This window comes from Paenibacillus barengoltzii G22 (genome assembly GCF_000403375.2).
GTDB lineage: Bacteria > Bacillota > Bacilli > Paenibacillales > Paenibacillaceae > Fontibacillus > Fontibacillus barengoltzii.
Window position 1 is genome coordinate 116,634 of record NZ_KE159654.1, and the last position, 26,567, is coordinate 143,200.

The following is a 26,567-nucleotide window of genomic DNA, read 5'->3' on the forward strand; positions in this document are numbered from 1 at the left end:
CTCATATGTTCACATCGAATTTATAGCCTGACCGGATTACGGTAACGATGTACCGACCTTCGTCTCCCAGCTTGGCTCTTAATTTTTTGATATGGGTATCCACGGTACGTGAGTCGCCCAAATAATCGTATCCCCAGACCGCATCCAAAATGGCCTCCCGGGTTAACACCTTGCCAGCATGCTTGACCAGAAAGATCAGCAGCTCATACTCCTTGGGCGTTAAATTCACCGGCGTCCCTTTGACGGCCACGACATGCGCTTCGCGATTGATCGACAAGTCGCCGAACACTTGCACCTCGCTGGCCCGGCCAACCGTGCCTTCCTTTCGTTTCATCAAAGCCGTGGCGCGGGCGACGAGCACCCGGGGGCTCAGCGGCTTTGTCACATATTCGTCGGCGCCCAGCTCGAATCCGAGCAGCTGATCGTCGTCCTCGGTTCGAGCCGTCATAATGATGATCGGCACATCCGATTTGCCGCGAATTCGCCGGCAGACGGACCAACCGTCCATTTCAGGCATCATGATGTCCAGCACGACCAGATCAACAGAGGTCTGCTCGAAAATGTCCAGCGCGATGCGGCCGTTCTCGGCTTCGTGGACTTCCCATTGTTCTTTTTTAAAATAATCGGTGATAAACTCACGCATCAGTGCGTCGTCTTCCACCAGCAATATACTTCGTTTCATCCCGACATCACCTTGCTCCTATTCTAGCCTATTCATTCCCCTTCTATGAACTCGGTCGGCACCTCCATTTCTCCTTGCAAAACCAAGTATAAAGCAGTGATGTGTCTGCCGTGTGAACTTGACGTGACCAAGAAAAAAAAGAGGCGCTCCGCTGATCGCAGAAAGCCTCTTCTCAGGTATCCCGTTAGTTCTATGCATTGGTTTTCTATCTAACACTGACAATCAGGCTGTGAAGTCTTCACCAATCTGTAAAGCGATTTTCCCCAAATAATGACGGTTCAGCATCTGATGTGCCTTGCACCACATAACTTTGCTTAAAAGAAAAGCCTTGATAGACGAACGTAAGTCTACCAAGGCTTATTGCACTTATGAACTAGATCTTATAGGCCTTCATCGCTTTGCGCAGCTCTTTGAAGGTTGGGCGCTTACCGTACAGCAAGACGCCGGTGCGGTAAATCTTCGCCGACAGCCAGCCGAACACGAAGATCGCAATAGCCAGGACGACCAGCGAAGCCGCAATTTCCCAAATTGGCGGCTCTCCGATGCCAATCCGCACGATCATCGATACCGGTGAAACGAACGGGATGAAGGAGCTGACCTTCATGAGCAGCGAGTTAGGCGTGCCCAAGCTGAAGATCCCGATATAGAATGCCGCCAGCGACAGCATCGTAATCGGCATCACCGCTTGCCCCAGCTCCTCGGTCCGGCTGACCAGCGAGCCGATCGCGGCAAACAGCGTAGCATACAAGAAGTAACCCAAGATATAGAATACTAGGCCAAGCACTAATACTTCCACGCGGATATCGGACAGATGCAGATTGAAATCCGCCAACACCGGCTGGTTATACGGCAGCGAGATATTAATTGCAATCACTGCGGCAAAAACAGCAATTTGCAGCAGACCGATAAAAAACATCCCAATAATCTTCCCGAACATTTGCGCGAGCGGCGATACGCTGGTGATAAGAATCTCCATAATGCGCGAGCTTTTCTCTGCGGTGACTTCCGCCGAGATCATATTCCCCGTCATCATAATGGTCATGAAGAACAGAATGATCAGCACGTATACGATAACGTAATTAATTGCCCCCATCGCTTCCGTCGGATTGCCGCTTTCGCCCGCACCAGAATCCGGTGAAGCCTTCACCGCATCGATTTGGACCGGCGTGCTTAACGCAGCGATTTGTTCCTCTGTCAGCATGCCTTTCGTGATATACTCCGCCTTGACGTTCTGCAGTGCCGCTTGCAGCGCATTTTGCAGCCCCATGCCCAAGCTGTCTTTCTTCGAGGTGTAGGTTACTGCTGGGAAGACACCGCCGTCTCCTTCAGCAAACTGCAGATACCCATCGATCTCCCCGGCTTCAATTGCCGCTTGCAGCTTGGCTTTGTCCGCTTGCTCGTAAGGAATCAACGTGTAGCCTGCTGCCTGCTGCTTCTCTGTATAGGCTTCCAGCGACTTCGCCAACTCCGGTTGCCCTTCGTACACAAGGCCAATCTTCGTTGGCTGATCATCCCCGCCGGTAAATTTATCGATAAAATAAGGCACATGCAGCCCGATCGTCACCAACAGCGCCAACACGAGCGTCGTAATGATAAATGATTTTGTACGAACTTTATTCATGAACGTAAAGCCAACGACCGTCCCCATTTTATTCATTGGATTCACCTACCTCTTTAATAAAGATCTGATTCAGCGTAGGCTCCTTAATCTCGAAATGCTCTACTTCGCTGACCTCCATCGCTCTACGCAAAATCTCTTGTGCTGCCGATACCTGCGAGATCCGTACCAGATAACCGCGTTCTTTCCGCTCCACCTTCTCCACGCCTGCGATCCGCTCGAGCCCTGCTACTTCTCCGGCAGTATGCAGGAGCACTTCTTCGCGAGGATAACGTTTTTTGATCTCTTGCAGATTGCCCTGCAGCACGGTATTTGAACGGTGCAAAATCGTGATGTTCCGGCACAGCTCCTCCACATGCTCCATCCGGTGAGTGGAGAACAGAATACTGGTGCCTTGATCGCGCAGCTCCTTCACCGTCGCTTTCAGCAGCTCGACGTTAACCGGGTCCAAGCCGCTAAACGCTTCGTCCATAATAACAATTTTAGGTTTATGAACAACCGCGGCGATAAAGCCCATTTTTTGCTGATTGCCTTTGGACAGCTCCTCAATTTTCTTATCGTAGTATTCCGGCACTTCAAATCGCTCGAGCCAGTATTTCAGGCTCTTGTCAGCCTCTGCTGCAGACATGCCGCGCAAGCGGGCCAGGTAGATGATTTGGTCGCTGACCTTCACCTTTGGATACAACCCGCGTTCCTCCGGCAAATATCCCATTTGCGATTGCAGCTCCCGGCTGTAAGGCTTACCGTTGTACAGAATCTGTCCGCCGTCCGGATAGATCAACCCCAGCACCATCCGCATCGTTGTTGTCTTCCCGGCACCGTTGGCGCCCAGCAAACCGTAAATCTCGCCTTCCTCCACCTGAAGCGAAATGTTGTTGACCGCCGTTTTCTCGCCAAACTGCTTCATGACATTGTCCAGTACCAATGGTTTCGCCATATTCCCTCTCCTTCTTCGCTACAAAATAATTGATGCGATTAAACCAATGTCGCCGTGGATGGGGTTACCAGCTTCGCCGGTGAATGCCCTTGAATCCACAACTGCAAAATTTCATCTAACTCGAGGCTGCGGGTTTGCATCACCTGCAGGCCTTTGGCGGCTAGACTCTGCTGCAGTTCTCCTTCGTACTGCTCTTGAACGATCAGCTTCCTTACCTGCGGTCCATCTACGCGAAGAATCGTTCCCTCGGGCAGGCCGCCCGGCGAGCAATCGCTGCTGCGGATCCAAATCTCCTTCCAGCTGCTAAATAACTGATCCTTCTCGGCCATTCCGAGTATCTTCCCCTGGTGAATCAAAGCAATGTAGTCAGCCAGCCGCTTCACTTCCTCCACGATATGGGTCGCGATCAAGATCGTCATGTCCTCGCCCTCCATAAAGTCCCGGAGCTCGTCGATCATGCCCTTCCATGCGAAGGGATCCAGCCCTGAGGAGGGCTCGTCGAGCAATAACAGCTTCGGCCGGGCAGCCAATGCTGCCGCGATCTCGTATTTCCGCCGCTCCCCCTTGGACATCCGGTTTAACCGTTCATTTCTCGGGACGTCAAACCGGTTCATGAGATCCTCAAAGAGCTGCTGATCCCAAGTTGGATACCATTGCGATCGGAACTCCGCTGCGCGCTCGGCGGTCATATAATTTTCTTCCGGTTCGGGCGCTTCCGAGACATATCCGATGTGTTGGCGCAGCTCCAGCGGCAACTCACCGGAGCACGACTGGCCGAACCAACGAATTTCCCCCGCATCTGGCTGCAGCATTTGCTGAATTAATTGCATCATCGTGCTTTTTCCAGAGCCGTTAGGCCCTACGAGAGCCACGATATACCCCTTTGGCACTTGCAAATGTAACGGCCCGATCGTTTTACGGCGTCCCCGTTTCAGCGCTCCAATCAGCTCAATCGCCATCGGTTGTGTCATTCATCCGTCCCCTCCTTGTCTGGATTTGAGTTATATTTCTGTTGCATAACCTGCAAAAATAGCTGCTTCAACTCTTCCGCCCCGTATTGCATCGATTTTCCGGTATCTACCGCCTTCTCCAACGCTTCCTTCACTACAGCGGTGCGGTATTCATCCCGTTCGTCCGCGCCGACCTTGGCCACAAACGTTCCTGTTCCCTGCCGCGTCCGAAGCAGTCCCTCCGCCTCCAAATCTTGATAGACCCGGCGGACGGTAATGACGCTGCAGTTTAAGGCGCCGGCGAATTCCCGAATCGAAGGTAACAACGTACCTTCTGCGATCTGGCCGCTGACGATTAGGGAGCGAAGCTGCGACTCAATTTGATGATACAGCGGTGCTGCACTATTTTCGTTGATTTGAATGGGAATCCACACCTTTCTTGCTCACCTCCGCCTTACTCCCGTATTTCTCTGCCATCCTTAAGTCAAATCCCGCTTCATTAGTCTTCGCCGCGTCAGCGATAACAGGTAAGTGAACCCGAGACCGCCGACAGCTAAGGAGCACCACATCATTGGTGAGAGTATTGTGTAACGCCGGGAGTTTTCCAAGATGAACGCCAGCAGGTTGACGTCAAGCCAATTCATGACAAAAGCGGCTCCCGCCAGTAACAGCATGAGCAGGAAGGTTAACCCTAAATATACTTTGCCGCTCATCAGAAGCTCGCAATAAATAAACAATCCGTTAATCAGTAAGCTGTATCCCGTCCAGGTGAAGCAAAACACAAGAAAGGCTCCAAAATCCCACACCATACTATTCATCAGATACGTGACCAGATAAAATCCGCCGTAGAACAGAATCCCGTTGAGCAGCATCGCCGCTCCCAATTGAATCAGCCTGCTTCTCAGCACCGTGTTCACCGAAATTGGCAACACGCGATAATATCGCAGCATTTGGGTATACGAATTTTCCCGAATATAGTTAAATGACCGCCGGGTAAAAAAGAACCCTGTGAAAGGTACCATGATCAACATCAGGAAGTCGCTCATTGGATTCATCACGTACTGGACATGCTCTTGTGTTCCAATAAAGATGCCGAGCATCAGCGCAATGTACAGCATAAAGATGACATTCCAAATGAGATACATCCGATCGCTTTGCAGATCTCTTTTGAAGATCACCCAAGCGCCTTTCCAACTATCCATCGTTCATCAACCTCTTTCATTCCCATCTTCATCCTTCGACATCTACAAGATGTGATGGTCACTGTGCTTACTGTTTATATCTTTATACACAGTATAATCTGTGCTCATCTCCATGTCAATGCTCATTCCATCCACAAAAAAAAGCCAACAGCGCGATTCTTTACGAATCGGCCATTGGCCGTGGATGATCCAGATTATACTTACGAATATTTACATGCCCAAGATAACTTCCCATACCGGCTTCGTATGGCCGCCTGGATACAGCAAATACAGCAGCACATAAACGACAACCCCCGTAATCGCCGTGCAAAACCAGATGACCGAAGTGACCCGTCCCCATTTGCGGTGTTTGGCGTACTTCTCCTTAAAGCCAAGCACCAATGTGGTGATGCCAAATACGGCTGCAACGGTCGCTAGAACGATATGGAAGGTGAGGAACGTCTGATAATAGCCTTTGAGGCTATCCGGTCCGCCCCACGACGTATTGCCGATAAATACAGTTCGCGACATATAGATCAGGAAGAACAGAAGCGCAGCCACAGCCGCCGCAATCATCGTCTTCTTGTGAGCTTCCCGTTTCCCTTTAATAATAAGCCCCCACCCGATCGCTACCAGCACGGCACTAATGACGATAAATGATGTGCTAAGCGTCGGAAATAACGTGAACAGATCCAATTTGCATCCTCCTAAACGTTTTGTGAGATAGCCTTCCAACCCAAAATCGCCGGCCGGCCTCCCATCCCGTTGACTTAAGATCCGGTCTGAGGCGGAGGTGGATTCAGCGTAGAGTTAGACAAAGCAGCACCTTCCGCTTCTTCCTGGTCATTCTCGCGGTTCTCCTGCTTGTACCAATGATAAAACACGTACGCCAGCATCGACGCAAAGATGAACTCCTGAATGAATTTCATCAGGATTCCCCCAACCTGCTGATCGATGTTCGGCTGCAAGTAGCCAAAAAATTGCGGTCCGCCGAACTGACGAAGCAGCTGCGCCGGGTCTCCAGCCACGCAATATCCCATCGCCCGCGCCCAGACAGCCGGATCGCTGTAAGTCGCGTACAGCGGCTCGTCCGCAAAAATAATCAAGCCGCAGGCTGGCGTGAGCAGCACCATGTTAAGGAAGATAAAGCCCATTTTCTTAAGGCCCTGAACCCCTGCCCGCTCAGGCAACGGATTGACCAGCGTCCACCACATGAGAACTGCGGCGATAAACAAAATGACATAGTACAGTCGATGCACGCCAAAATGAAGCATCACATAGTCATGCACGACCGGCAGATGATAAAACGAAAACAACCCGTTAAACACGACAGCTGCCACCACCGGGCGAGCCAAAAACTTCAATGCTCTGAGCGGGCTTGAAGCCAGAAACGCTGTCACACGGCGCCAAACCCAAGGGGGTAGCCCCAGCATTAACAGCGGCGGCGCCAACAGATAGGACATCGCCATGCTGAGCATATGGAAGCTGAACATCATATGGCCGAGCAGTTCCACCGGACCGCCTTGTGCTAAATAAAGCAACAGCATCCCGGTGACAAACAACACTTTCCGTCCCACGGGAACGTGGACATCACCTTCAGCCCATTTCTCAGCGCCCGGCCCAATCAACACAAAATATCCGGCTGTCACCAGCAGCATGAAAGCCAAGAAAACCGGACTCCAGACCGCTGTGAAATTAAAATATTCTAACCCCAGCACGGCAAACCCTCCTTCCGCAGCGCGCTTAGTTCTGTCCAAATTGTGAACAAGGGGGTAAATACGACAAAAACGGTGACAGCATCCCAAGCGGGAAGGTACCGTTTTTGTGCTATACCTATCTTAACTATGCAGTTGAACCCGCAAAAGAGGGGGCCCGCCATCTGGAGAGAGCCTCCTCTTCTTCTCTTACCACCACATCCAATATAAAGCGGCAATAATCGCGGTAAATGCAACGAAAAATCCACCAGCCATGAAGATGATCGGGATCAAATGGCCCTTATCCTTCATGTGCATCCAGTAACCCAATTGAACCAGCACCTGCAGTACCGCCATCAACAGCAACAAAATGACGGTGAACGCGGTATTCACTCCGCCGGCTGCAACCGCTGCAAAAGCGATCAAGGTCAGAACGATGGAGAAAATAAACGCGACAATGTGTTTCTCCGGACCTTCATGCCGCTGACGGTGCTTTACCGTCGGTGAAGCGTTTGATTCCTGATTGACCATCCGTTAGACCACCTTTCCGAGCAGGTAGACAACCGTGAAAATGAACACCCAGACAACGTCGATGAAGTGCCAGTAAATAGCCGACACGTAAATCTTCGGTGCCGTGACGACGGTCAGACCTTTTTTGAAGAGTTGCCCAATGAGCAAGGAAATCCACAAAATCCCGAACAACACGTGCGCGCCGTGGAAGCCTACCAGCGTATAGAACGCCGAACTGAACGCACTTGTGGTCATGCCGTAGTCTTCATGCAGGACATACTCAGCAAATTCATATATCTCCAGCACAAGGAAGGCCAGGCCAAGCAGAACAGTTACAGCCAACCAGCCTGCCAGCTTCCCTTTGTCTCCGCGGTGCATCGCTTGAATGGCGAACACACTCGTCAAACTGCTGACCAAGAGGATAAAGGTTGCAGCGGCCGTCATCCCCAAATTAAACAGCTCACTTGCGGACGGGCCATCGGCGATTTGATTCCGCAAGGTCAGGAAGGTTGCAAACAAGGTACCAAACAGGACGGCCTCGCCCCCAAGGAATAACCAGAAGCCCAAAATTTTATTACGGCCCTCCAGCGTTGCCTTCTCTGGTTCGTGCGGCAGCGTACCTGCTACATGCGATGTGTTTGGTGCACTCATGCTTTGACCTCCTTCCCATTCAGTTCATCAGGTTCGATGTGCCAGCCGTGATCGTCAAACAAGGAACGGAGCAGCATCGACAAGAACGTAATCGCCAAGCCGAGGCCAACTACAATGTAGTTGTTGAACAGGAAGTTCATCGCACCGTTACCAAAATCATCGTTCGCGAACATAAAGCCCAGACCAGCAATAAACAAACCTACCGACATAATAAATGGAAGAATCGTCGGCGAAGGCATATGAATCGGACCAACCGGCTCTGCCGGCGTCATTTCTTTGTTGCCAGCCATCTTCTCTTTCCAGAAAGCGTCAATCCCGCGAACCAGCGGAATTTGCTTGAAGTTATATTCCTCTGGCGGAGAAGCAATCGACCATTCCAGCGTACGTCCATCTTCCCAGACATCACCTGGAACGCCCTTCGGTTGTCTTGCCGTAATTGCAATATTCACCAGGAACAAGATAACCCCAACGCCCATCAAGAACGCACCGATCGTACTGATCAAGTTCAACAGGTCAAAGCCTTGGTTCGGCAAATACGTAAAGACGCGGCGTTGCATCCCTAGCAAGCCAAGGAAATGCTGTACGAAGAACGTCATATGGAAGCCAATAATAAACGTCCAGAACTCCCATTTGCCAAGCTTCTCATTCAAGACGCGGCCAAACATCTTCGGCCACCAGTAATGCAGTCCGGCGAACAAGCCCAGAACCAGACCACCTACGATAACATAGTGGAAGTGCGCTACGACAAAGTAAGTATCATGGTATTGATAGTCTGCCGGCGCCGAAGCCAGCATTACCCCGGTAACCCCACCCATAACGAACGTTGGGATAAAACCGGAAGCGAACAGGTTAGCCGTCGTAAAGCGGATTTGACCGCCCCACATCGTAAACAACCAGTTGAAGATTTTGATCCCCGTCGGAACGGCAATCAGCATCGTAGCGATGGAGAACAGCGCATTGGCCACCGGCCCCATCCCTGTCGTAAACATATGGTGCGCCCAAACCATGAAGCCCAGGAAGGCGATCAGGATCGTAGCGAATACCATCGAGCTATAACCAAACAACCGCTTACGCGAGAACGTACTTACAACTTCGGAGATGACCCCAAACGCTGGCAAGATCAAAATGTAAACTTCAGGGTGTCCGAAAATCCAGAAAATATGTTGCCACAATACCGGGTTACCGCCGCTTTCTACATTAAAGAAGTTTGCGCCGAGAATCCGGTCAAACGTCAACAGAACCAGACCTACCGTGATCGCCGGGAAAGCGAATAAGATCATGGCAGACGTTACAAATGTGGTCCAAGTAAACATCGGCATCCGCATAAAGGACATCCCCGGCGCGCGCATCGTAATGATCGTCGCCAGGAAGTTGATACCGCCGATCAGTGTCCCCAGACCAGCGATCTGCAAGCCGATCGTGTAGAAGTCAACCCCGTGTGTCAAGCTGTACGTCGTACTCGACAACGGCGTATACGAGGTCCAGCCTGCATCCGGTGCACCGCCCATCAACCAGCTCAGGTTCAGCAGCAGTCCACCAAACAGGAAGGTCCAAAATCCGAGAGCGTTCAAGAAAGGGAACGCGACGTCCCGAGCCCCGATTTGCAGCGGGATAACCGCGTTCATCAGGGCGAAGATCACCGGCATAACGCCAAGGAAAATCATCGTTGTGCCGTGCATCGTAATCAATTCGTTAAATTGCTGTGCCGATACAAAATCATTCATCGGTTTTGCCAGCTGCACGCGGATCAGCAATGCTTCGATGCCGCCGATTCCAAAGAACAAACCGCCCGCCACTAAATACAAAATGGCGATTTTCTTGTGATCGACCGTCGTCAACCAGTCCATTAACCCCTTGTGCCGCTTGACAGTGTGAGCATGAGCCAAGGTTTGTACCCCCTCTATTAATTCCTATCCATCCATGCCGTCCATAGAGGCACGCAAGATTAATAAGATAATTTGCTGTTAGCCAAGTAGTCGGCGATGGCTTCGATTTCAGCATCCGTTAATCCGAGATCTTCCTTCGGATTTGGCATTTTGTTACCTGGTTTTACCTTTTGCGGATCCGTCAGCCATTCCACCAAATTATCCTTAACCGGTTTGCCGTCGATCGGTTTGCCGGACGCTTCTGCATTATGTAAAATGCTCGCAACCGTCTCTCTGCTGCCGATCCCCGTCAAGTTCGGTCCCAGTGGCCCGCCTTGATCACCGATCGCGTGGCAGCTCAAGCATTGCGTCTTAAATACTTCCGCAACGGCTGGATCCTGAATTGTTTGTACCGGCGCCTTCATCGCTTCAACCCAACGGTCAAACGACTCTGGGCTAACCGCCTTGACTTTAAACTCCATGAAAGCATGGGATTTCCCGCACAGCTCGGCGCACTTCCCGAGGTAAACCCCTTCGTTCGTGGCTTCTAGCCAAGCTTTGTTAATCGTTCCGTCCGTATTGGTATCCGTTTTGCCGCCGAGCGAAGGCACCCAGAAGGAGTGCAGCACGTCAGCTGTCTTCAACTCAAGCGCAATCTTCTTCCCCGTAGGGATAATCATATCCTGGGCAGTCGTAATGCCGTAATCCGGATAGGTGAACTCCCACCAGAACAAATGCGAAGTGACTTTAACCTTCACCGCATTGGCATCCTTCGAATAATCTTCGCCAAAGGCAAAAACTTTCTGCACCGTTGCAACCGCCAGAATCAGAACCAGAACCAACGGAATGGCAGTCCAGATGATCTCCAGCTTATGGTTGCCTTCAACTTGCTTGGGAATGTCGTTTTGCCCCGGTTTACGGCGATACTTGATCCACACGTAAGCCGCGATCCCGAATACGATCAGCATGACTACAATCATGATCGTAATCGACAGTTTAATTAATCCGAGCTGCCCTTCAGCTACTGGACCCTGCGGTCTGAGCACGGACAGGTCTTCACGGCCGCATGCGGACAAGAGCAACGCTAGCATGGCAAACAAAGGTACTAGCCGCTTAACAGCCTTCCAAGGTTTCATCATTGATCTACCCCACTTCTTACGTTTTCTTCCGCAGCATCACAGAGATTTCCAGCCTGCGCAGCTCAAAAATCTACCTGTCTATCACGGAAACTACATTCCTGTCAATTACAACAATCACCTATTAAATATATGATTGAACCCCTCGTTTGTCAATGATTCAGGGGCAGTTCACAAATTGTTCAAAAATCCGAAAACCCGCGTCACAAAAGGTTTTGTGAACGTTTTCTCCAGTTCGACATCAAGTGAAAAGGCTGCCAATTTTGAACAAAACTCGGTGAATTGTGACGATTCCCTACTCTGCTTCATTTTTGACATTTCTTCAAACTTTATTTCATTTCAGCAGAAGAAATTTAAACATTGCCTCAGGTCAGGCGTGAAGGCGCGGCGCTGTTCGAGTGCGTGCAGGGGGAGTCTGGGAGTTTGAGGTTATGCTGCAGGGACTTACGTGGTCGTGCTGCGAGTAGTAGAAAAAAGTGGCTGTTGGGGAACGTGATGGTGCGGGCTGTGGCGCTAAACGTGTTGAAATGGTGAGAAACGAGTGGTTTGGTGCGATGCGTGTGACTTGGTGCGGAAGATGTGGTTTGGCGCGATGCGCGTGGCCTGGTGCGGAACATGTAACTCTAACGGAACGTAGCGACCTTATTTACACATTTCCCGGCTATTTCCCGCTGTAACGGAACCAAATGACCTTATTCCTCGTTTTTGGCTGCAATCCCCCGTCCCCGCTCCAAATAAGGTCTCCTGGTTCCGTTAGAAATCAGGGCACCGGCTAACTGGCCAAATAACGGCTCTACGTTCCGTTAGAACAAAAGAAAAAGAGAGCTCCCGCTCTCTCTCTTCGTCCACATTATTCCCCGTTGGTCAATACCAACGGTCCATCCTCCGTGATCGCCAGCGTGTGTTCGTAATGCGCCCCAAGGCTGCCGTCCGCGGTACGAATCGTCCAGCCGTCGTCCTCCCACAACACCGCGCCGGTTTCTCCGCCGGTGAAGATCGGCTCGATCGTGATCACCATCCCCGGTCGCAGCGTCACTCCCGTGCGCGGCCGGCCGAAGTTCGGCACGTCCGGCGCTTCGTGCATCGACTGGCCGATGCCGTGGCCGATCAGCGGCTTCACGATGCCGATGTTCGCGGCCTGCGCCACGCGCTGCACCGCATACCCGATGTCCCCGATCTTGTTCCCGGGGACGGCCTGCGCGATGCCGGCCATCAGCGCCTGCTCGGTGGTCGTCAGCAGCTTCTCTGCCTCAGCGCTCACCTGTCCGATCCGGTAAGACCAGCCGGAATCGGCCATCCAACCGTTTTTACCTACGACAATGTCGATCGTGACGATGTCTCCGAGCGCCAGCTTCTGATCGCTTGGGAACCCGTGGCAAACCACGTCATTAATCGACGCACACGTCGCAAACGGAAAGCCGTGGTATCCCTTCTGCTCCGCCTTAGCTCCCCGCTTCGCCAGAAACGACTCCACGAAGGCGTCGATCTCCAAGGTGGTAATTCCCGGTCCGATCATTTTGGCGATTTCGCGGTGGCACTCGGCCAATATCCGTCCCGCCTCACGGATCCGCTTGATTTCCTCTTTGGTTTTTATGCGTACCTTCACATCTTGTTCTCCTTCCGCTGCCGCACGACGATTGATTTCGTGATGTTCCCGTCAGTTTAATATATGTGGGAACAGCAGAAAAAAACCGTCCCGAACGCCCAAGGCGCCGGAACGGCGAATATGCTTCGATTCAAATGGTCTTCAGGAAACAGACGAGTCCAATTTCCCGAGCTCATGCTCAACCAGGTGGGTCAATTCCTCTTCATAGCCGCCCATAATCCGATACTTGCGTACATATTCTTTCACGAACTTCTTCGGATCTTTCGGTCTGAAGATTCGGGTCATTTCCCGTAAACTTTCTTTCACTTCATCATGACCTTTTGTTGCCATACTGATTCCCTCCCAGAACGCTTAAGGTAAATGCTCCGATTTTGCGATGCCGAAAAGTGCGGGTTCAGATTCATGAAGCTATGCCGGCTATTTAGTTGTAATGGAAAGACCTCCTATTGCCTTATTGTAACATATTCAGAAGAAGGTTTCAGCTTTCTTCCAAACGTACATTTTTTATCCGCTTCACCTAATACTATTTATAAACGGGTGCAGGGGCAAACTACAAGCAGTTGAGAGTCATTGCCTGGACTTGAAGAGGAGGGATACCGCCATGACTTCCCAGTCTCCAAAAATTCTGATTTTATATGCCAGCTACGGGGATGGACATTACCAAGCCTCCAAAGCGGTGGAAGCCAGCTTGCGAAGCCGAGGCGTAACCGACATCACACTGCTTGATCTGATGGCCGAAGCGCATCCGCTGATTAACGGACTGACGAAGTTCGTATATATGCAGAGCTTCAAAACCATCCCCGGCCTCTACGGTTGGGTCTATAACGCCACCAAACAGATGCCGCAAGAAGCGCCGCTGCTCGAGGTCATCAATTCGTTTGGCATGAACAAGCTGCAGCAAACCCTGCAACAAACCCAGCCGAATCTGATCATCCACACCTTCCCCCAGCTTGCCATGCCTAGACTGCTGAAGCGGACCGGCCAATCCCTGCCGATGGCAAATATCATCACCGACTTTGACCTGCACGGACGGTGGATCCACTCCGGAGTCGACCGCTATTACGTCGCCACCGAGGACTTGAAGGCAGAAATGGTCAGCCGGGGAATCCCCGAGGAACGCATCCGAGTAAGCGGCATCCCGGTTAAGCCGGAGTTTCATCTGCAGCATCCGGACAGACAAGAATGCCTCACTGGTCCACTTCAAGAGCTTTTCGTGAAAAATCACACCAACAACAAAACCACCATCCTGCTGATGGCAGGGGCTTACGGTTCCATGCAGGGGGTACGCGAAGTAATAGAGCGGTTTATGGCACTGGAACATTACCGTGTGATCGCCGTTTGCGGCAGAAACCATGAGCTGTACCGTGCACTGCATGAGCAGCTCCCTCCCCATCCAGACGTGCACCTCTTGGAATATGTTGAGCAAGTAGCTGCCTTGATGCAACAATGCGACTGCATCGTAACCAAGCCGGGAGGGATCACCTTGTCCGAGGCGCTGGCTTGCCGACTGCCGGTGTTCGTCTATCGCCCTGTCCCAGGGCAAGAGCTCAATAATGCACGTTATCTGGCCCAAAAAGGTGTGGCCTGCATCACCCGAACCCCTGCAGAGCTGACCGAGGAAATCGATGCGCTATTCCAAGATCCACACCGGCTGACCAAGCTTCGCCAAAAAATAGAAAACCTCCGTCGGCCGGAAGCCGCGGAGGTGATTGCAGACGATATTTTAGAGCAGTGGTTCGCGCCCAAGCAGGCCGAGCTGGTTCTTTCATAAGGGGGCTCGTCATACATTTAGGATAAGACAATCCTCTCCTGAAAGTAGGTGTCGTCCTGATGTCCCCTTTTAAATCATCCACCGGCCTTTACGAAAATGTCGCCGGCTTCCTGTGCTACTTGCTTGCGTTTGTGGGTGGAGTTGCGTTTCTCGTGCTTGAGAAGCGCAGCCGATACGTGCTGTTCCACGCCCTGCAGTCGGTTATGCTGTTTGGCGGGTTGATGCTAGCTCATGCCTTGTCCGGCTTTCTACCGGTCATCGGCGTGGTCGTCAATCTGCTCTTGACTCTGCTGGGCGTTACGCTTTGGGTGGTCATGATGCTGGCTGCGCTCCAGGGCAAATGGCTGAAGCTGCCTTGGATCGGCGAACTCGCAGAAAAACAGCTGCAACGGATGTAATTCACCCGCGAGACCGAGGCACATTTTATGCGGTAGCTTTGGCGGTTTCGCTTGGTTCAGCAGCCCCATTCAGCTCAGCTGCCTTGCGTTGGCCCTTCCAGCCGTTAAACAGCAAGTTCAGCACAATCGCCGTAAAGCTGCCGGCAACGATACCATTGTCCACCAGAATCTGCAGCTTAGCTGGCAGTTGGTCGAACAGCTCCGGCATCACGGTCACACCCAGCCCCATGCCGACGGAACAAGCGATGATCAGCAAATTTTCATGCCGGTTCAAATCCACTTGGTCGCCCAGCATCCGAACGCCGGAGGACAACACGAGACCAAACAACGCGATCATCGCTCCGCCGAGCACCGACGTCGGCACGAGCTGCGTTAACGCAGCGATCTTCGGTACGAAGCCGATCAAGATCAGCAACACGCCGGCTACTACGATGACATCCCGGGTTTTCACCCGGCTCATTTGGACAAGCCCGACATTTTGAGAATATGTTGTGTACGGAAACGAGTTGAAAATCCCGCCGAGCATGATCGCCAGTCCTTCCGCCCGATACCCCCGCGTCAAATCCTTATCCGTAATCTCTTTATCCACGATTTTGCCAAGCGCCATAAAGACGCCGGTCGACTCGGCAACGCTCACGATCGCGACCAGAATCATCGTCAAAATCGCGGAAGCGTGAAACGTAGGTGCACCAAAATAAAACGGTTGTACCGCATGAAACCAGCTCGCTTCCTTCAGCGGCGTCAAATCCACTTTACCGGCAAGCGCTGCCACCAACGTCCCCGCAATCAGCGCCAGCAACACGGAGATGGAACGCAGAAAGCCCTTGGCAAAGCGGTTCATCAAAATCACGAACAGCAATACCCCAAAGCCCAGCGCAAGATTCAGCGGGCTCCCAAAGTCGGGATTGTCCCCTGGACTGCCGCCGCCAAGATCCGTAATCGCCACCGGGATCAGCGTAACGCCGATAATCGTGACCACGGAGCCGGTAACCACCGGCGGAAACAACGCAATCAGCTTGCCAAACAAACCGGCAAACAGGAAAACAAACAGCCCGGAGGCAATAATAGCGCCGTAAATCGCGGAGACCCCAGCGCCGTCGGTCAGCCCGATGGTAATCATCGGCGACACCGCTTGAAATGCGCAGCCCAGCATGACCGGAAGCCCGATGCCAAACAGGCGGTTGCCCCAGACTTGAAGCAACGTGGCGACACCGCAGGCCAACAGGTCGATGGCGATCAGGTAAGTCAGCTGCTGATTAGTAAAATCAAGCGCTCCCCCAACGATCAACGGGACGATGACAGCCCCGGCATACATCGCCAGTACGTGCTGCAGTCCTAATGAAAAGGTTTTAAGCGGATGACGGTGTTTCTGAAAAATACGTTCCCGTTTCATAAAAATCTGGTTCCTCCCCGATTTAATAGTTCATCTCATGAATAATTCGGTGTTTCTTCCACGAACGTCACCGCACCGTCTTCCAACGAGGCCACCCGAACGAGCGATTCAACGCGGTACCCCGCTTCCGTAAGCAACCGTCCTCCCGGCTGAAACGACTTCTCGATGACGATCCCGATGCCGGCGACCGAAGCCCCGGATTTCTCTACAATGCGGGTCAATCCAAAGGCTGCCTCACCGTTCGCCAAAAAGTCGTCCACGATCAACACCCGATCGGCTGCATGCAGAAACTTTTTCGACACCGTGATCTCGTTGGTTTCCCGCTTGGTAAACGAGTAGACTTTTTCCACAAAAATGTTGTCCTTCAGCGTCAAGGATTGATGCTTGCGGGCAAAGATCATCGGCACATTCAGCTCCGACGCGGTCATAATCGCCGGGGCAATCCCCGAGGATTCAATCGTCAGCACCTTCGTAATCCCTTCTTCGCCAAAGCGCCGGGCGAACTCGGCCCCTATTTCCTTCATCAGCACCGGATCCATTTGGTGGTTAAGAAACGAGTCGACCTTCAGCACCTGGTTGCTCAGAACAATCCCTTCTGCCATCACTTTGTCTTTTAGCAGTTTCACTCCTGTTTCCCCTCTCCTTCAATCATTCATCACATGAACTAAACGCAAAAAAGCCCATTTCTCAACGGAAATGGACTTTAAATTTAGAAAGCACCGAATAAGCCCGAACAGCAATACTAAGCGATCAGGACGGCTAGAAGCCTAAAGCTGATCCCCTTGATTCCTGGGCGCATGCGAGGCGGTACTTTCCGTAGTCCGATCATTTCCGGTGATCAGGTAGAGACGCGCAGGCCCATTCCTGCACTTATACGGAAAATTCATGGATTCATATATAACACACAATGCTAGAAGTATAACGCATTCCGCCCGGGTAGAGAAAGAGGAATCTTTTAGGGTTCTGTGAAAACTTTGCAAAGCCCTGCGCGAAGCAGTGCCGTCTAACCGCACCAGAGCTGGTTTAAAGCGGCTTCGGCTCCTGCGGCAATAGATGGGTGAGCAACGTTTTTAACTCGCCGTCTTCTTTGTACGTCTTCTCCCCTGTGTCAAGGCGGCGTACCCGGATCTCGCTGTAATCAGCACCGGCTTCCGTCGGCTTAAACACCAGATGCTCCCAATCTTCTAAACGCAGCTTATATCCCATCTCATCGAACATTTGCAGATAGTCCGCTTCGGTTGGCGTCTTTCCTTGATCGAGAAAAAGCAATCCGCGCAGGTGCTTCACTTCATCCTTATGTACGACGTCAAAATGTACAATGCATTCCATGCGCTGCACGCTCCTGTATCCTGTTCTATGCGGTATAGCATCTCCTGCAGCAGGCAGTCGCATCCACTTGAAGCCGAGCGCCCGCGATAAGAAAAACGGCACGACAGCTGCGGAGCTGCTGGGATTCCCTAACCCAGCCCCTGGGCCGCCGTACCGGCGTAGACCGCATGCTCTTAACTATACTTACGAATCAGCGTGCGGCTGCGGCAGTATACTTTTTGACAACCTGATGAACTTTTTGAAGCAACCAGCCGTTCCCGCAGTACGACGCTAGATTTGTTCAGAGCCGCAATGCGGGCACCATTTTGTCCCTTTGACCAGCGTCGACGAACAGATTTGGCATTTCACCGTAGCCACTCCGCCGATGATCACTTCAGGTTCATCCAAATTCTCCGGTTGTGGAGCGACAGCGTCCTGCTTCCAGCTGCGAATGCGGCGATCCAGTTCCTCCTGACGTCTACGTTCCCGCTCCAGCTCGCGCTGGAGACGCTCCTCTTCCTCAGGATCGATCGGCTTCACCGCTGCTGCGGGCTCCGGCTCCCGCTGCTCCGCTTTCTCCCGAACGAGGGACGCAGCAAGCTCCAGCGTATCCATCTCGTCCACCTCAACTCGCTTCATCACAGGCGGCTCGACACTCGCGGCGGCCTCGTTGGCTGCTGAGGACTCCACCGGCTCCTGCACCGGCTTCAGCAGCTCGGTCGGAACGGCTCGCTTCGCCACGGCCAGCTTATGGCCGCAGTATTGGCAGAACAAGGCGTCCTCCGCCACGTTCCGACCGCAGGCGCCGCATAAGCGCTCATTCTTGAGCTCGGCGATTTTCATCCGAATCTCGTCGCGTTCCTCCGTCAGCAGATCGCAGGTTTTGGCCAGTTCGAGCATCTCTTTCTCCGCTGCAGCCATATCCTTCTTCCGATAAGCTTCATAGAACACTTCGCCCATTTTATGAAAATATAAACCAAGCTCACGTTCGATATTTGAAATCTGAGTGTTTAGTTTACTAATCTCCACGACATTTTGCGCGCGATCGGTAACCTTGCCCGCACCGTCTTTCAAGCGTTGTAAAATTTTCATGACATGATTCCTCCCCGCGAAATATTCATAATCATACCAGATTTTGCAGCCCCATGAAACCGTCCTGCGACTCAGGAAGCGGCCTCTTCGGGTTCTCCGCGGCCATCCAGCTCCAATTTAGGGACCTCAAATGCCCCTTTGCGCTTCACTGCTGGCCGCAGCGAATATTTCGGGGTGGGTGTGGCGAGGACGCAGCCAAGAAGGGTGCGCATGCTACAGCGCGACTTCTAGGCGCCGGCACCGGGAGGCCGGCGCACGGCCGGACTGACTATGCCCAGCGGTCAGTCCGGCTTGCGGCGCAGCGGGGCGGCGAGTGCCTCCGCCCGCTGCATGACCCGCTCGGCGACGAGCGCCAGCCCCGTCGCCGCCCCCCGCACGCCGGGCAGCAGCGCTGCCCATGGCGCGGGGTCCGGGCCCGCCTGCGGCGCCTCGGCGCCTGCCGCCGGCGGGCCCACAGGGCCGAGTTCCACGTCGACGTCGTGGAACTCCGGCCCGGGCTCGTGCAGCCGGCCTTGCTCGGCTGCTTCCGCCAGCCGCTCGGCCAGCGGCGGACCGCCCGGGCCGGCGGCCTCGCGCCGGACGCTGTCGTGCGGCCCGGCGGCACGGCGCAGCGCCGCTTCGGCGTCCGCCAGCGGCGCCTCGGCGGCCCAGGCCGCCCAGACGGCGGCGAGCAGCGCCTCGCGCGTCCAGCCGAGCTGGCGCAGCCGCAGCTCGGCATCGGCGGCCCAGGCCGCACGGGCCGCGGCTAGCGCGGGCGCCAACCGGGCGCAGCCCGGGTCGCCGCACGCGCAGTGCACGCCGCCAGGTGCACCTGGCGCCGCAGCCCCCTGGCCCGCACCAGGGCCAGGGGCGGTCCCTGCGCCGCGGGCAGGTGCGTTCGCGCGGGTGCCTGCACCCGTGGCACCGCCTGCCGCATCGCCGGTGCCCGCAGCAGCGCCGCCGTCTGCGGCATCGCCCGCATTCGCGGCCCCGGGTGCCGCCGAGCCCATGCCAAACGGCCACGGCGCGCGCTCGGCCGGCAGCAGCTTCGCTATGCTGCCGGCTCCATCTTCGGCCAACGCCGCCACCAGGCGCGGCCGTTCCGCGAGCTTGCGCAGCAGCGCCTGCTTATCCTGCGCTGCGCCTGGGGCCAGCGGGATCTGTACCACATGATCCCGTCCCATCTCAACCTGCAGCCCGCCTGCTTCATAGCGGACAAGCGGCTGGTCAGGTTCCTGGGCGTTCGTCTTGGGCCTGGTCATGCATGTTCCTCCTCTCAGCAAGCTTGTTGTCTAGGCACTCTATCTTTACCGCTCAACCAAACGCGCCCTCTGGAGACAGTCCGCTTTCCTGCAGCACGATCAGGTTGCGCAGCTCCTCGTCGCTCATTTCCGTCAGCCATTGCTCACCTGAGCCAACGACCTGTTCAGACAGCGTTTTTTTTCGTTCGATTAATTCGTCGATTCGCTCCTCCAGCGTTCCTTGGCAGATCAGCTTATGTACCTCGACGTTCTTTTGCTGCCCAATTCGGAATACCCGGTCCGTTGCCTGGTTCTCCACCGCCGGATTCCACCACCGGTCATAGTGGACCACATGATTCGCCCGGGTCAGGTTAAGGCCGACGCCGCCAGCTTTCAGCGATAACACGAAGATCGGCGAGCCTTCTCCCTCCTGAAATGCCCGGACCATCTGATCTCGCTCAGCCTTCGGCACCCCGCCGTGCAGAAAAAACGGCCGCACGCCATACCGCTCCGTCAAACGCTCCTGCAGCAATTCACCCATGCGAACGTATTGCGTAAAAATCAGCGCCGCTTCGCCATTGTCCATGATCATGTCGAGCAGCTCGCCGAGCCGTTCCATTTTGCCTGAGCGGCCAAAAGCCGCCGACTCTGTCGCCCGGCTTCCTGCAACCAACTCCGGGTGATCACAAATTTGCTTCAACCGGGTCAACGAGGATAACACCAATCCCTTGCGGGCGATCCCGCTCTGGGCGCCGATCTGATGAAGCAGTTCCGTCGTCACCGATTGATATAAGCGCGCCTGTTCAACGGTTAAGGAGCAGTACGATTTCAGCTCGATCTTCTCCGGCAAGTCCTTGCGGATGTCCGGATCGCTCTTGAGCCGGCGCAGCAGAAACGGCGCAACCAACTTCCGCAGCTTCTGCAGCTCGGCTGCTTGCTGTTCTCCCCCAGCCCCGGAGTAACGCGCCCGAAACGAAGCATGCGTCCCCAAGTATCCCGGGTTCAGGAATTGAAAAATCGACCACAATTCGCTGAGCCTATTCTCAACGGGAGTCCCCGTCATGGCGATGCGGTGCGGCGCGCTGAGTTTCATCACGCTTTGCGCTTGCTTGGTGCCGTAATTTTTGATGTACTGGGCTTCATCCAGCACCACCGTCGTCCATTCCGCCGAACGCAGCTCCTTCGCATCACGGCCGGCCAGCTGATACGTCGTTAAAACCACATCGCAGGTCCGGTACTCCTGGAGGAACCGCTCTCCGTGATAACGGTCACTCCCGTGATGGACGTACAGCTTGAGCCCCGGAGCAAACCGCGAAAATTCACGTTGCCAGTTGCCTAACAAGGAGGTCGGACAGATAATCAGACATTTGGTCCCTGCCTGCTGAGCACCGTCCAACAACACCGAGATCACCTGCACCGTTTTTCCTAAACCCATATCGTCGGCCAGCAAGGCGCCAAACCCCAGCTCGCGCATCGTAGCCAGCCACTGGTATCCCCGTTCCTGATAGGGGCGCAGCGTTCCGTTTAACCCGGATGGCACCGGACGCGGATGAAGTTGCCGAACAGCTCCGCCTGCCATCAGGATCGACAGCATCCCGGCGGTTTCAATGCCAGCGATGTTCACGCCCTCCAATTGGACTTCCTGATCGCCGGAAGCGAGGTGCATCAACTCGCGGAAGGTCAAGGTGCCGGTTTCATGTCGCTTCATGAACTTCAGCACCTGCCGGATCTCCTTCGTATCCACTTCAATCCATTCGCCGCGAAAAAATACGAGCGGCAGCTTCGCCGAAGCCAGCTCCATCAATTCTTCCCGGGTAAGCTCACGCCCTCCAAGCAGTGCCTCCGCTTCAAAAGCGACCAGCTGATCCACTCCCAGCTTAGGTCTCTCCTCGCCGCTGCCCTCCAGCATCCCGCTCGCAAACCCTCGGGTTCGGATCCGAATACTGGCGGAACGCCGTCCCTCTCGGGTCCAGCGGGTTGGCATCTGCACGTTCACGCCTAGCTTGCGCAGTGCCGGCACCGATTTGCTTAAGAACGTGATCAGGTCTTTGGGGTCCATAAGCAGATCCTGCGGGCGAGGATGCTCCAACGCAGCGGCGACTTCCCGAGATACCGCAGCGGCTTTGCTCAGTCGCAGCAAGAAGTTCTCCTGGACATTCCGGTACAGAATTCCGTGAATTTCCATGTCAGGCCCGGGATAACTCCAGATGAGCCCGGCTGGTAAGAGCACGCTTGGATGCTCTGCTCCCTCAGCCCAGAAAGTGAGCCGCCAAAATGCAGTCACCACTTCACCTGTAGCGGATTCGCCATGAGCATCCTGATACGGCTCCAACCGCAGGCAGAGGCGCAAGCTTCCCGGTTCCGGACCGCTGGTCTCGGATTCTACCGCCCGGGGGCGACCGCCTCCAGCAGCGGCGATGTCTGCGCTCAGCTGTTCCAGCTCCGTCACACTGCCTTGAATATCCGGCGGTTGTGCACCGGTTAACAACCCGTTCCACCACAGCTCTGCCAGCGGCGACGACCCCCGGTGATAATCCGCCCGGCTGGCATTCAGCTTACGTCCCAAATCTTGGACCGCCCCGCGCGCTTCGTGATCAATCATTGCCGTTAAAAACGAATGCAGCACCGCCATCTGCCGATCCTCCAGCGTCCCCTCGTCTTCAGAGGACGCTCCGGCCCCAGTCTGCACAGCAGCAAGGCAGATCGGCGGCATCGCTCCGGCCAAACGCCGGAACCGCACCTCGTCCTCCGGCGCGGTCAGGAGCGGCCCCCATGCTGCCCGCATTTGTCCCTGCGATCCGCGGCGGCGTCCGGTGGTTGCCACCGGACGGATGGATGGCGCGATTCGGCCGCGCAGCAGCAGCTCCAAGGCAAACTTGGCCGCCTTGCTCCAATAGCTCATTTCCGCGCCCGGCTTGATTCCCTGCTCCTCCCATACGGATTCGTCCCAATGCAGCAGCAAACGCCAGGCCTCCGGCACAGACAAAGCCAATCCTTCCAGGGATCGGCCGATCAGACTGCGCCGCTCTCCGTTCTTATATGACCTCCGTACGGAAGAGACCGGATACCTGACCTCTGCCAACCGAAGCACGGCATGCTGAAACGGCCGGACCCCCGGCTCCAGCTCCTTACGCCGGAGCACGGCGGTCCAAGCATCCACCTTCGACTCCGATACTTCGCCGGAGAAGCAAAACATTACATCGCCCAGCCATATTCCATAAAGACGTTGATTCATGGTGATCTCCCGTCGGTTACTAATTCTAGCCAAATTCATTACTAACATCTTATACGAAAACGGCGGCATATAAAACCGCCTTCCTCCCTCTCCTGCTGCCTCGCGATCCCCTCCCTTATCATTTGAGAAAAAATGGGGAATATTTCTAGTACCCAAAAAAAGATCAAGGAGGTGCATTCCCATGTTGCGCGGTCGGTCCGGTCATTGGTTAAATCTCGCCTCGTTTGCGGCGTTAATGGCGGCAAACCTGGCGGCAGCAGCGCTTCCATTTGGCTTACGCCGGCCCCAGCGGTTTCCCCACGGATTACATGCGCTCCTTACGCCGGCGGGCTATACTTTTACGATCTGGCTGATCATTTATGTCCTGATGTCTGGCTGGGTCCTCTACCCGTTACTGCGGCCTAACCGCGAGCCCTTCTCAGTGACGCCCATGCCCGTGCGCTTCCTGCTTACCTGCACCCTCTCGATCGTGTGGATCACCTTAGGGGAGCGGCAACCCCTGATATCGACCCTGGTGTTATTTCTGTTGGTATTCGTGGCCGCCTCGATGTACCACAGCACCCGGAATATCCTTCGCCCGTCAGCCGCAGAAATTTGGTTCGTACGCCTGCCGTTCAGCTTATATTTTGGATGGATCTGTGTTACAGCGCTTGCTAGCGTGGACGCCCTGCTGCCCCATTCCTCTATATCTGCTGCTACGATATCGGCAACGTCTGTCTCGGCTCCATCCCATCTTGGGCTTACCCTCCTGCTGCTTGCAGTAGGGATCCTCAGCGCCTGCTTTGTTGGCTTCCGTTGGCGGGACGCCATCGTCCCGCTCACCTTCGCGTGGGGGTATGGCGCCCTAGCAGCTGGTCCTCAGCTGCACCAAATTGTCGCCATTGCCTCCAGCGCCGGATCGCTAGCTTTGATAGCGTACGCACTTTGGATCGTCTTTCTGCGCTCTCATGAGCGGGACTAAAGCCCCGCTGCCCTTGTGGGGCCCTTTCACGCCTCCTTTTGCACGATTATCCCTTTCGTTCAGATTAGAAGCCCTTCAATATTCTCCACTCCCTGTCTAAAGCAACGGGATAATCGTCAGAGGATGGCTTCCACACAGGACCCTCTCCCACAAACATCCATCAATAGGTGCGGCTATCCCTTTCATTCAGATTCGAGAGATCTTCTACCTCCCCCTGAAGCAACGGGATAATCGTCAGAAGAAGGCTTCCAACATAGGGACCCTCTCTCCCACAAAAACATCCACCAAGAGGTGCGGCATATCCCTTTCATTCTGATTCAAGAGATCTTCTACCTCACCCTGAGGCAACGGGATAATCACGAAAGGAGCGCAGCCGATAGAGTTACCTTCCCCTCCCTGACAAAAAAAGCCGCCGTAAGGCATCGCCTCCGGCAGCTTGGTTGGACTGGCTTCATCCAAGCCTGTCCACGGGGTTTATTTTACTTCACCGCAATAACTTCGATTTCTACCAGGCCGTCCTTAGGCAGACGCGCCACTTCGACGGCACTGCGCGCGGGATACGGCTCTGCGAAGAACGAACCATAAACTTCGTTCACCTTGGCAAAATCGTTCATGTCCTTCAAAAATACGGTCGTCTTGATGACCTTGTCCAATCCGCTGCCGGCTGCAGCCAATACTGCCTGAACGTTCCGCAGCGCTTGTGCAGCCTGTGCTTCCACGCCTTCAGCAAGCTGGCCGGTTTCCGGCACCAATCCCAATTGGCCGGAAGTAAAGATCATATCTCCCAATTGAATCCCCTGCGAATATGGACCAATGGCACCTGGCGCAGCGGTCGTAGAAATTACTTGTTTCATCTTCATCATCCCATCCTTTCTTCTCCCCATTTTACCGATAACCCCTTCGTCACGGCAACTCGGACTGTACATGAACTTCGCCGAAATGGGATCGAGCGATTTTTAAAGGCAAATAGAAGGAAAAGGTGCTGCCTCGCCCTTCTTGGCTTTCCATACGGAGGTGCCCCCCCAGCAGGCGGGCCAGGTTGCTGCTAATCGATAAGCCCAGACCCGTCCCTCCATATCGCCGACTTATTGAGCCGTCGGCTTGCTGAAACGCCTCGAATACCGCCTGCTGCTTCTCCTCAGCCACGCCGATGCCGGTATCCGAGACGGTAAACACCAGCCATTCCCCTTCGTGCATTCCCTTCGCCGGAGCACGGCGGATGTCTAATTCCACATGTCCCTCATGTGTAAACTTAAACGCATTGGACAATAAATTCCGCAGGATTTGTGCGATCCGCTGTGGATCAGAGATGATGGAATCGGGCAAACCTTGCTCCAGTTGGATCGTAAAGGCAATATTCTTCTGAGCGGCAATTTGCTCGAACTGCAGCTGAATCCATACTGGGATTTCTTCCAATACCACTTCTTCGTCTGTAATCTCCAGCCGACCTGCCTCCACCTTGGACAAATCCAAAATATCATTAATAATCTGAAGCAATTCTTCCCCTGACCTGTGAATGATCCGGCCATATTCCGAAATTTCCTCGCTGGCTTCGTCGGATTCGGCGATCATTTCCGCCAGGTTAATAATACTATTGAGCGGCGTGCGCAACTCATGCGACATGGTCGCCAAGAACTCCGATTTGTGGCTGGATGCTTCAGATAACTGCTTCGCCCGATCTTCCAGCCCAATCTTGGCCTTTTGCAGCTCATCGGCCTGCTTGCGGAGCAGCTCGTTTGCGTATTTCAGCTCCAGGTTTTGTTTTGCCCCCAACTGAAAATCACGAAGGATCAGAGCAAAGCCAATACTAAGTACAATACTTAACGAAAGTCCAATCGGCATGATATCCAGCAAATAATGCTTACGGGGCACGACTCCGATGATGGCAAGGTTCAGAGAGTTGACCACATTCACAACAATAATGGTTACAATCCCCTTAAAGGTAATGCTGTAATTGGTCCGCCGAATCCAGATATTTAGTCCGGCGCACAAAAATCCCAAGACCGTTAAGTTAATAAAGCCGGCCATCGCTGCTTCGCTCAAACCGAACGTCAGACGGGCCAGGCCAATCCCGAAGCCGATGATGATCATCGTTAACGGCTGGGAATAAACAAATGCCGCTATAATTAGCGGCACTGCCCGAAGATCGAATCTGACGTCATCGTGAAGCCGGAAGCCAAACTTGATACATAGCCAGCCCGAGAAAATCATCATTAGAACGGACAAGACGTACAAGCTGGGCGGCGGCATTTTTCGCAAACCATATTTATATAGGATGTTGGTTAAATAAGCGACGGTGATTAACATACTTAAATTTAGTATAAAGCTAATACCGATCCCCATATCCCCACTCCTGCTC

The 26,567-nt window shown here is 54.0% G+C and carries 26 protein-coding genes and 1 riboswitch; of the genes, 3 read left to right on the plus strand and 23 right to left on the minus strand.

Going from position 1 to position 26,567, the window contains the following annotated elements; genetic code table 11:
* Position 1: 1 nt before the first annotated feature.
* The 14 genes from C812_RS15535 to C812_RS15600 all read right to left on the minus strand — a co-directional run bounded on the left by C812_RS15535 (position 2) and on the right by C812_RS15600 (position 13,160).
* Positions 2-682 (minus strand): response regulator transcription factor, encoded by a 681-nt coding sequence (locus C812_RS15535; RefSeq protein WP_016313606.1) that lies wholly within the window; start codon positions 680-682, stop codon positions 2-4.
* A 373-nt stretch (positions 683-1,055) separates the two neighbouring features.
* Complete coding sequence (locus tag C812_RS15540; RefSeq protein WP_016313607.1) at positions 1,056-2,339, minus strand: ABC transporter permease; 1,284 nt, start codon at positions 2,337-2,339, stop codon at positions 1,056-1,058.
* Positions 2,332-3,237 (minus strand): ABC transporter ATP-binding protein, encoded by a 906-nt coding sequence (locus C812_RS15545; protein ID WP_016313608.1) that lies wholly within the window; start codon positions 3,235-3,237, stop codon positions 2,332-2,334. Before C812_RS15545 ends, C812_RS15540 begins: the two co-directional genes overlap by 8 nt.
* Before the next feature lie 38 nt (positions 3,238-3,275).
* The gene (locus C812_RS15550) at positions 3,276-4,208 is read right to left on the minus strand and encodes an ABC transporter ATP-binding protein (protein ID WP_016313609.1); all 933 of its coding nucleotides are present in this window, start codon (positions 4,206-4,208) and stop codon (positions 3,276-3,278) included.
* Positions 4,205-4,621 carry a GntR family transcriptional regulator gene (locus C812_RS15555; RefSeq protein ID WP_016313610.1) on the minus strand — a complete coding sequence of 139 codons (417 nt, stop codon included), beginning with the start codon at positions 4,619-4,621 and terminating at the stop codon, positions 4,205-4,207. Before C812_RS15555 ends, C812_RS15550 begins: the two co-directional genes overlap by 4 nt.
* Positions 4,622-4,666: 45 nt before the next feature.
* Entirely contained in the window at positions 4,667-5,389 is a 723-nt protein-coding gene (locus tag C812_RS15560; protein ID WP_016313611.1) for a hypothetical protein, read from the minus strand.
* 210 nt (positions 5,390-5,599) lie between these two features.
* Positions 5,600-6,064: a DUF420 domain-containing protein gene (locus tag C812_RS15565; RefSeq protein ID WP_016313612.1), complete on the minus strand. Its 465-nt coding sequence runs from the start codon at positions 6,062-6,064 to the stop codon at positions 5,600-5,602.
* 74 nt (positions 6,065-6,138) lie between these two features.
* A complete protein-coding gene (gene ctaG / locus C812_RS15570) occupies positions 6,139-7,086 on the minus strand; it encodes a cytochrome c oxidase assembly factor CtaG (RefSeq protein ID WP_016313613.1) in 948 nt (315 codons plus the stop codon).
* 186 nt (positions 7,087-7,272) lie between these two features.
* Positions 7,273-7,593 (minus strand): cytochrome C oxidase subunit IV family protein, encoded by a 321-nt coding sequence (locus tag C812_RS15575; RefSeq protein ID WP_016313615.1) that lies wholly within the window; start codon positions 7,591-7,593, stop codon positions 7,273-7,275.
* A 3-nt stretch (positions 7,594-7,596) separates the two neighbouring features.
* Positions 7,597-8,223, minus strand: coding sequence for a cytochrome (ubi)quinol oxidase subunit III (locus tag C812_RS15580; RefSeq protein ID WP_016313616.1), 627 nt, complete (start codon positions 8,221-8,223; stop codon positions 7,597-7,599).
* Positions 8,220-10,070, minus strand: coding sequence for a cytochrome c oxidase subunit I (gene ctaD, locus C812_RS15585; protein WP_051135009.1), 1,851 nt, complete (start codon positions 10,068-10,070; stop codon positions 8,220-8,222). The genes C812_RS15580 and ctaD overlap by 4 nt, the downstream gene beginning before the upstream one ends.
* 98 nt (positions 10,071-10,168) lie before the next feature.
* A complete protein-coding gene (gene coxB, locus C812_RS15590; RefSeq protein WP_016313618.1) occupies positions 10,169-11,227 on the minus strand; it encodes a cytochrome c oxidase subunit II in 1,059 nt (352 codons plus the stop codon).
* A gap of 847 nt (positions 11,228-12,074) precedes the next feature.
* A complete protein-coding gene (gene map, locus C812_RS15595; protein WP_016313619.1) occupies positions 12,075-12,830 on the minus strand; it encodes a type I methionyl aminopeptidase in 756 nt (251 codons plus the stop codon).
* Positions 12,831-12,971: 141 nt separating this feature from the next.
* Entirely contained in the window at positions 12,972-13,160 is a 189-nt protein-coding gene (locus tag C812_RS15600; protein WP_009224055.1) for a hypothetical protein, read from the minus strand.
* Between the two features lie 271 nt (positions 13,161-13,431).
* Between C812_RS15600 and C812_RS15605 the strand changes: the two genes are divergently transcribed.
* Positions 13,432-14,601, plus strand: coding sequence for an MGDG synthase family glycosyltransferase (locus C812_RS15605; protein ID WP_016313620.1), 1,170 nt, complete (start codon positions 13,432-13,434; stop codon positions 14,599-14,601).
* A gap of 59 nt (positions 14,602-14,660) precedes the next feature.
* Complete coding sequence (locus C812_RS15610; protein ID WP_016313621.1) at positions 14,661-14,999, plus strand: DUF4870 domain-containing protein; 339 nt, start codon at positions 14,661-14,663, stop codon at positions 14,997-14,999.
* Positions 15,000-15,024: 25 nt separating this feature from the next.
* Here C812_RS15610 and C812_RS15615 read toward each other — a convergent pair whose 3' ends face one another.
* From C812_RS15615 to C812_RS15640, 7 genes are all read right to left on the minus strand, one after another.
* Positions 15,025-16,392 carry a nucleobase:cation symporter-2 family protein gene (locus C812_RS15615; protein ID WP_016313622.1) on the minus strand — a complete coding sequence of 456 codons (1,368 nt, stop codon included), beginning with the start codon at positions 16,390-16,392 and terminating at the stop codon, positions 15,025-15,027.
* Positions 16,393-16,427: 35 nt separating this feature from the next.
* Positions 16,428-17,018, minus strand: coding sequence for a xanthine phosphoribosyltransferase (locus C812_RS15620; protein WP_016313623.1), 591 nt, complete (start codon positions 17,016-17,018; stop codon positions 16,428-16,430).
* Between the two features lie 171 nt (positions 17,019-17,189).
* Positions 17,190-17,290: riboswitch (purine riboswitch) on the minus strand.
* Positions 17,291-17,415: 125 nt separating this feature from the next.
* Positions 17,416-17,721 (minus strand): hypothetical protein, encoded by a 306-nt coding sequence (locus C812_RS15625; protein WP_016313624.1) that lies wholly within the window; start codon positions 17,719-17,721, stop codon positions 17,416-17,418.
* 270 nt (positions 17,722-17,991) lie between these two features.
* On the minus strand, positions 17,992-18,792 hold the full coding sequence (locus C812_RS15630) for a zinc ribbon domain-containing protein (RefSeq protein WP_016313625.1): 801 nt from the start codon (positions 18,790-18,792) through the stop codon (positions 17,992-17,994).
* A 71-nt stretch (positions 18,793-18,863) separates the two neighbouring features.
* Positions 18,864-19,004: a hypothetical protein gene (locus C812_RS22335; protein ID WP_157274735.1), complete on the minus strand. Its 141-nt coding sequence runs from the start codon at positions 19,002-19,004 to the stop codon at positions 18,864-18,866.
* Between the two features lie 69 nt (positions 19,005-19,073).
* Complete coding sequence (locus tag C812_RS21600) at positions 19,074-20,033, minus strand: hypothetical protein (RefSeq protein ID WP_016313626.1); 960 nt, start codon at positions 20,031-20,033, stop codon at positions 19,074-19,076.
* 52 nt (positions 20,034-20,085) lie between these two features.
* Entirely contained in the window at positions 20,086-23,247 is a 3,162-nt protein-coding gene (locus tag C812_RS15640; RefSeq protein ID WP_036625767.1) for a DEAD/DEAH box helicase, read from the minus strand.
* A gap of 181 nt (positions 23,248-23,428) precedes the next feature.
* Between C812_RS15640 and C812_RS15645 the strand changes: the two genes are divergently transcribed.
* Positions 23,429-24,208 (plus strand): hypothetical protein, encoded by a 780-nt coding sequence (locus C812_RS15645; RefSeq protein ID WP_016313628.1) that lies wholly within the window; start codon positions 23,429-23,431, stop codon positions 24,206-24,208.
* Positions 24,209-24,687: 479 nt separating this feature from the next.
* Here C812_RS15645 and C812_RS15655 read toward each other — a convergent pair whose 3' ends face one another.
* Positions 24,688-25,071, minus strand: coding sequence for a RidA family protein (locus C812_RS15655; protein ID WP_084770805.1), 384 nt, complete (start codon positions 25,069-25,071; stop codon positions 24,688-24,690).
* A 40-nt stretch (positions 25,072-25,111) separates the two neighbouring features.
* Complete coding sequence (locus C812_RS15660; protein WP_016313631.1) at positions 25,112-26,551, minus strand: sensor histidine kinase; 1,440 nt, start codon at positions 26,549-26,551, stop codon at positions 25,112-25,114.
* Between the last annotated feature and the right edge of the window lie 16 nt (positions 26,552-26,567).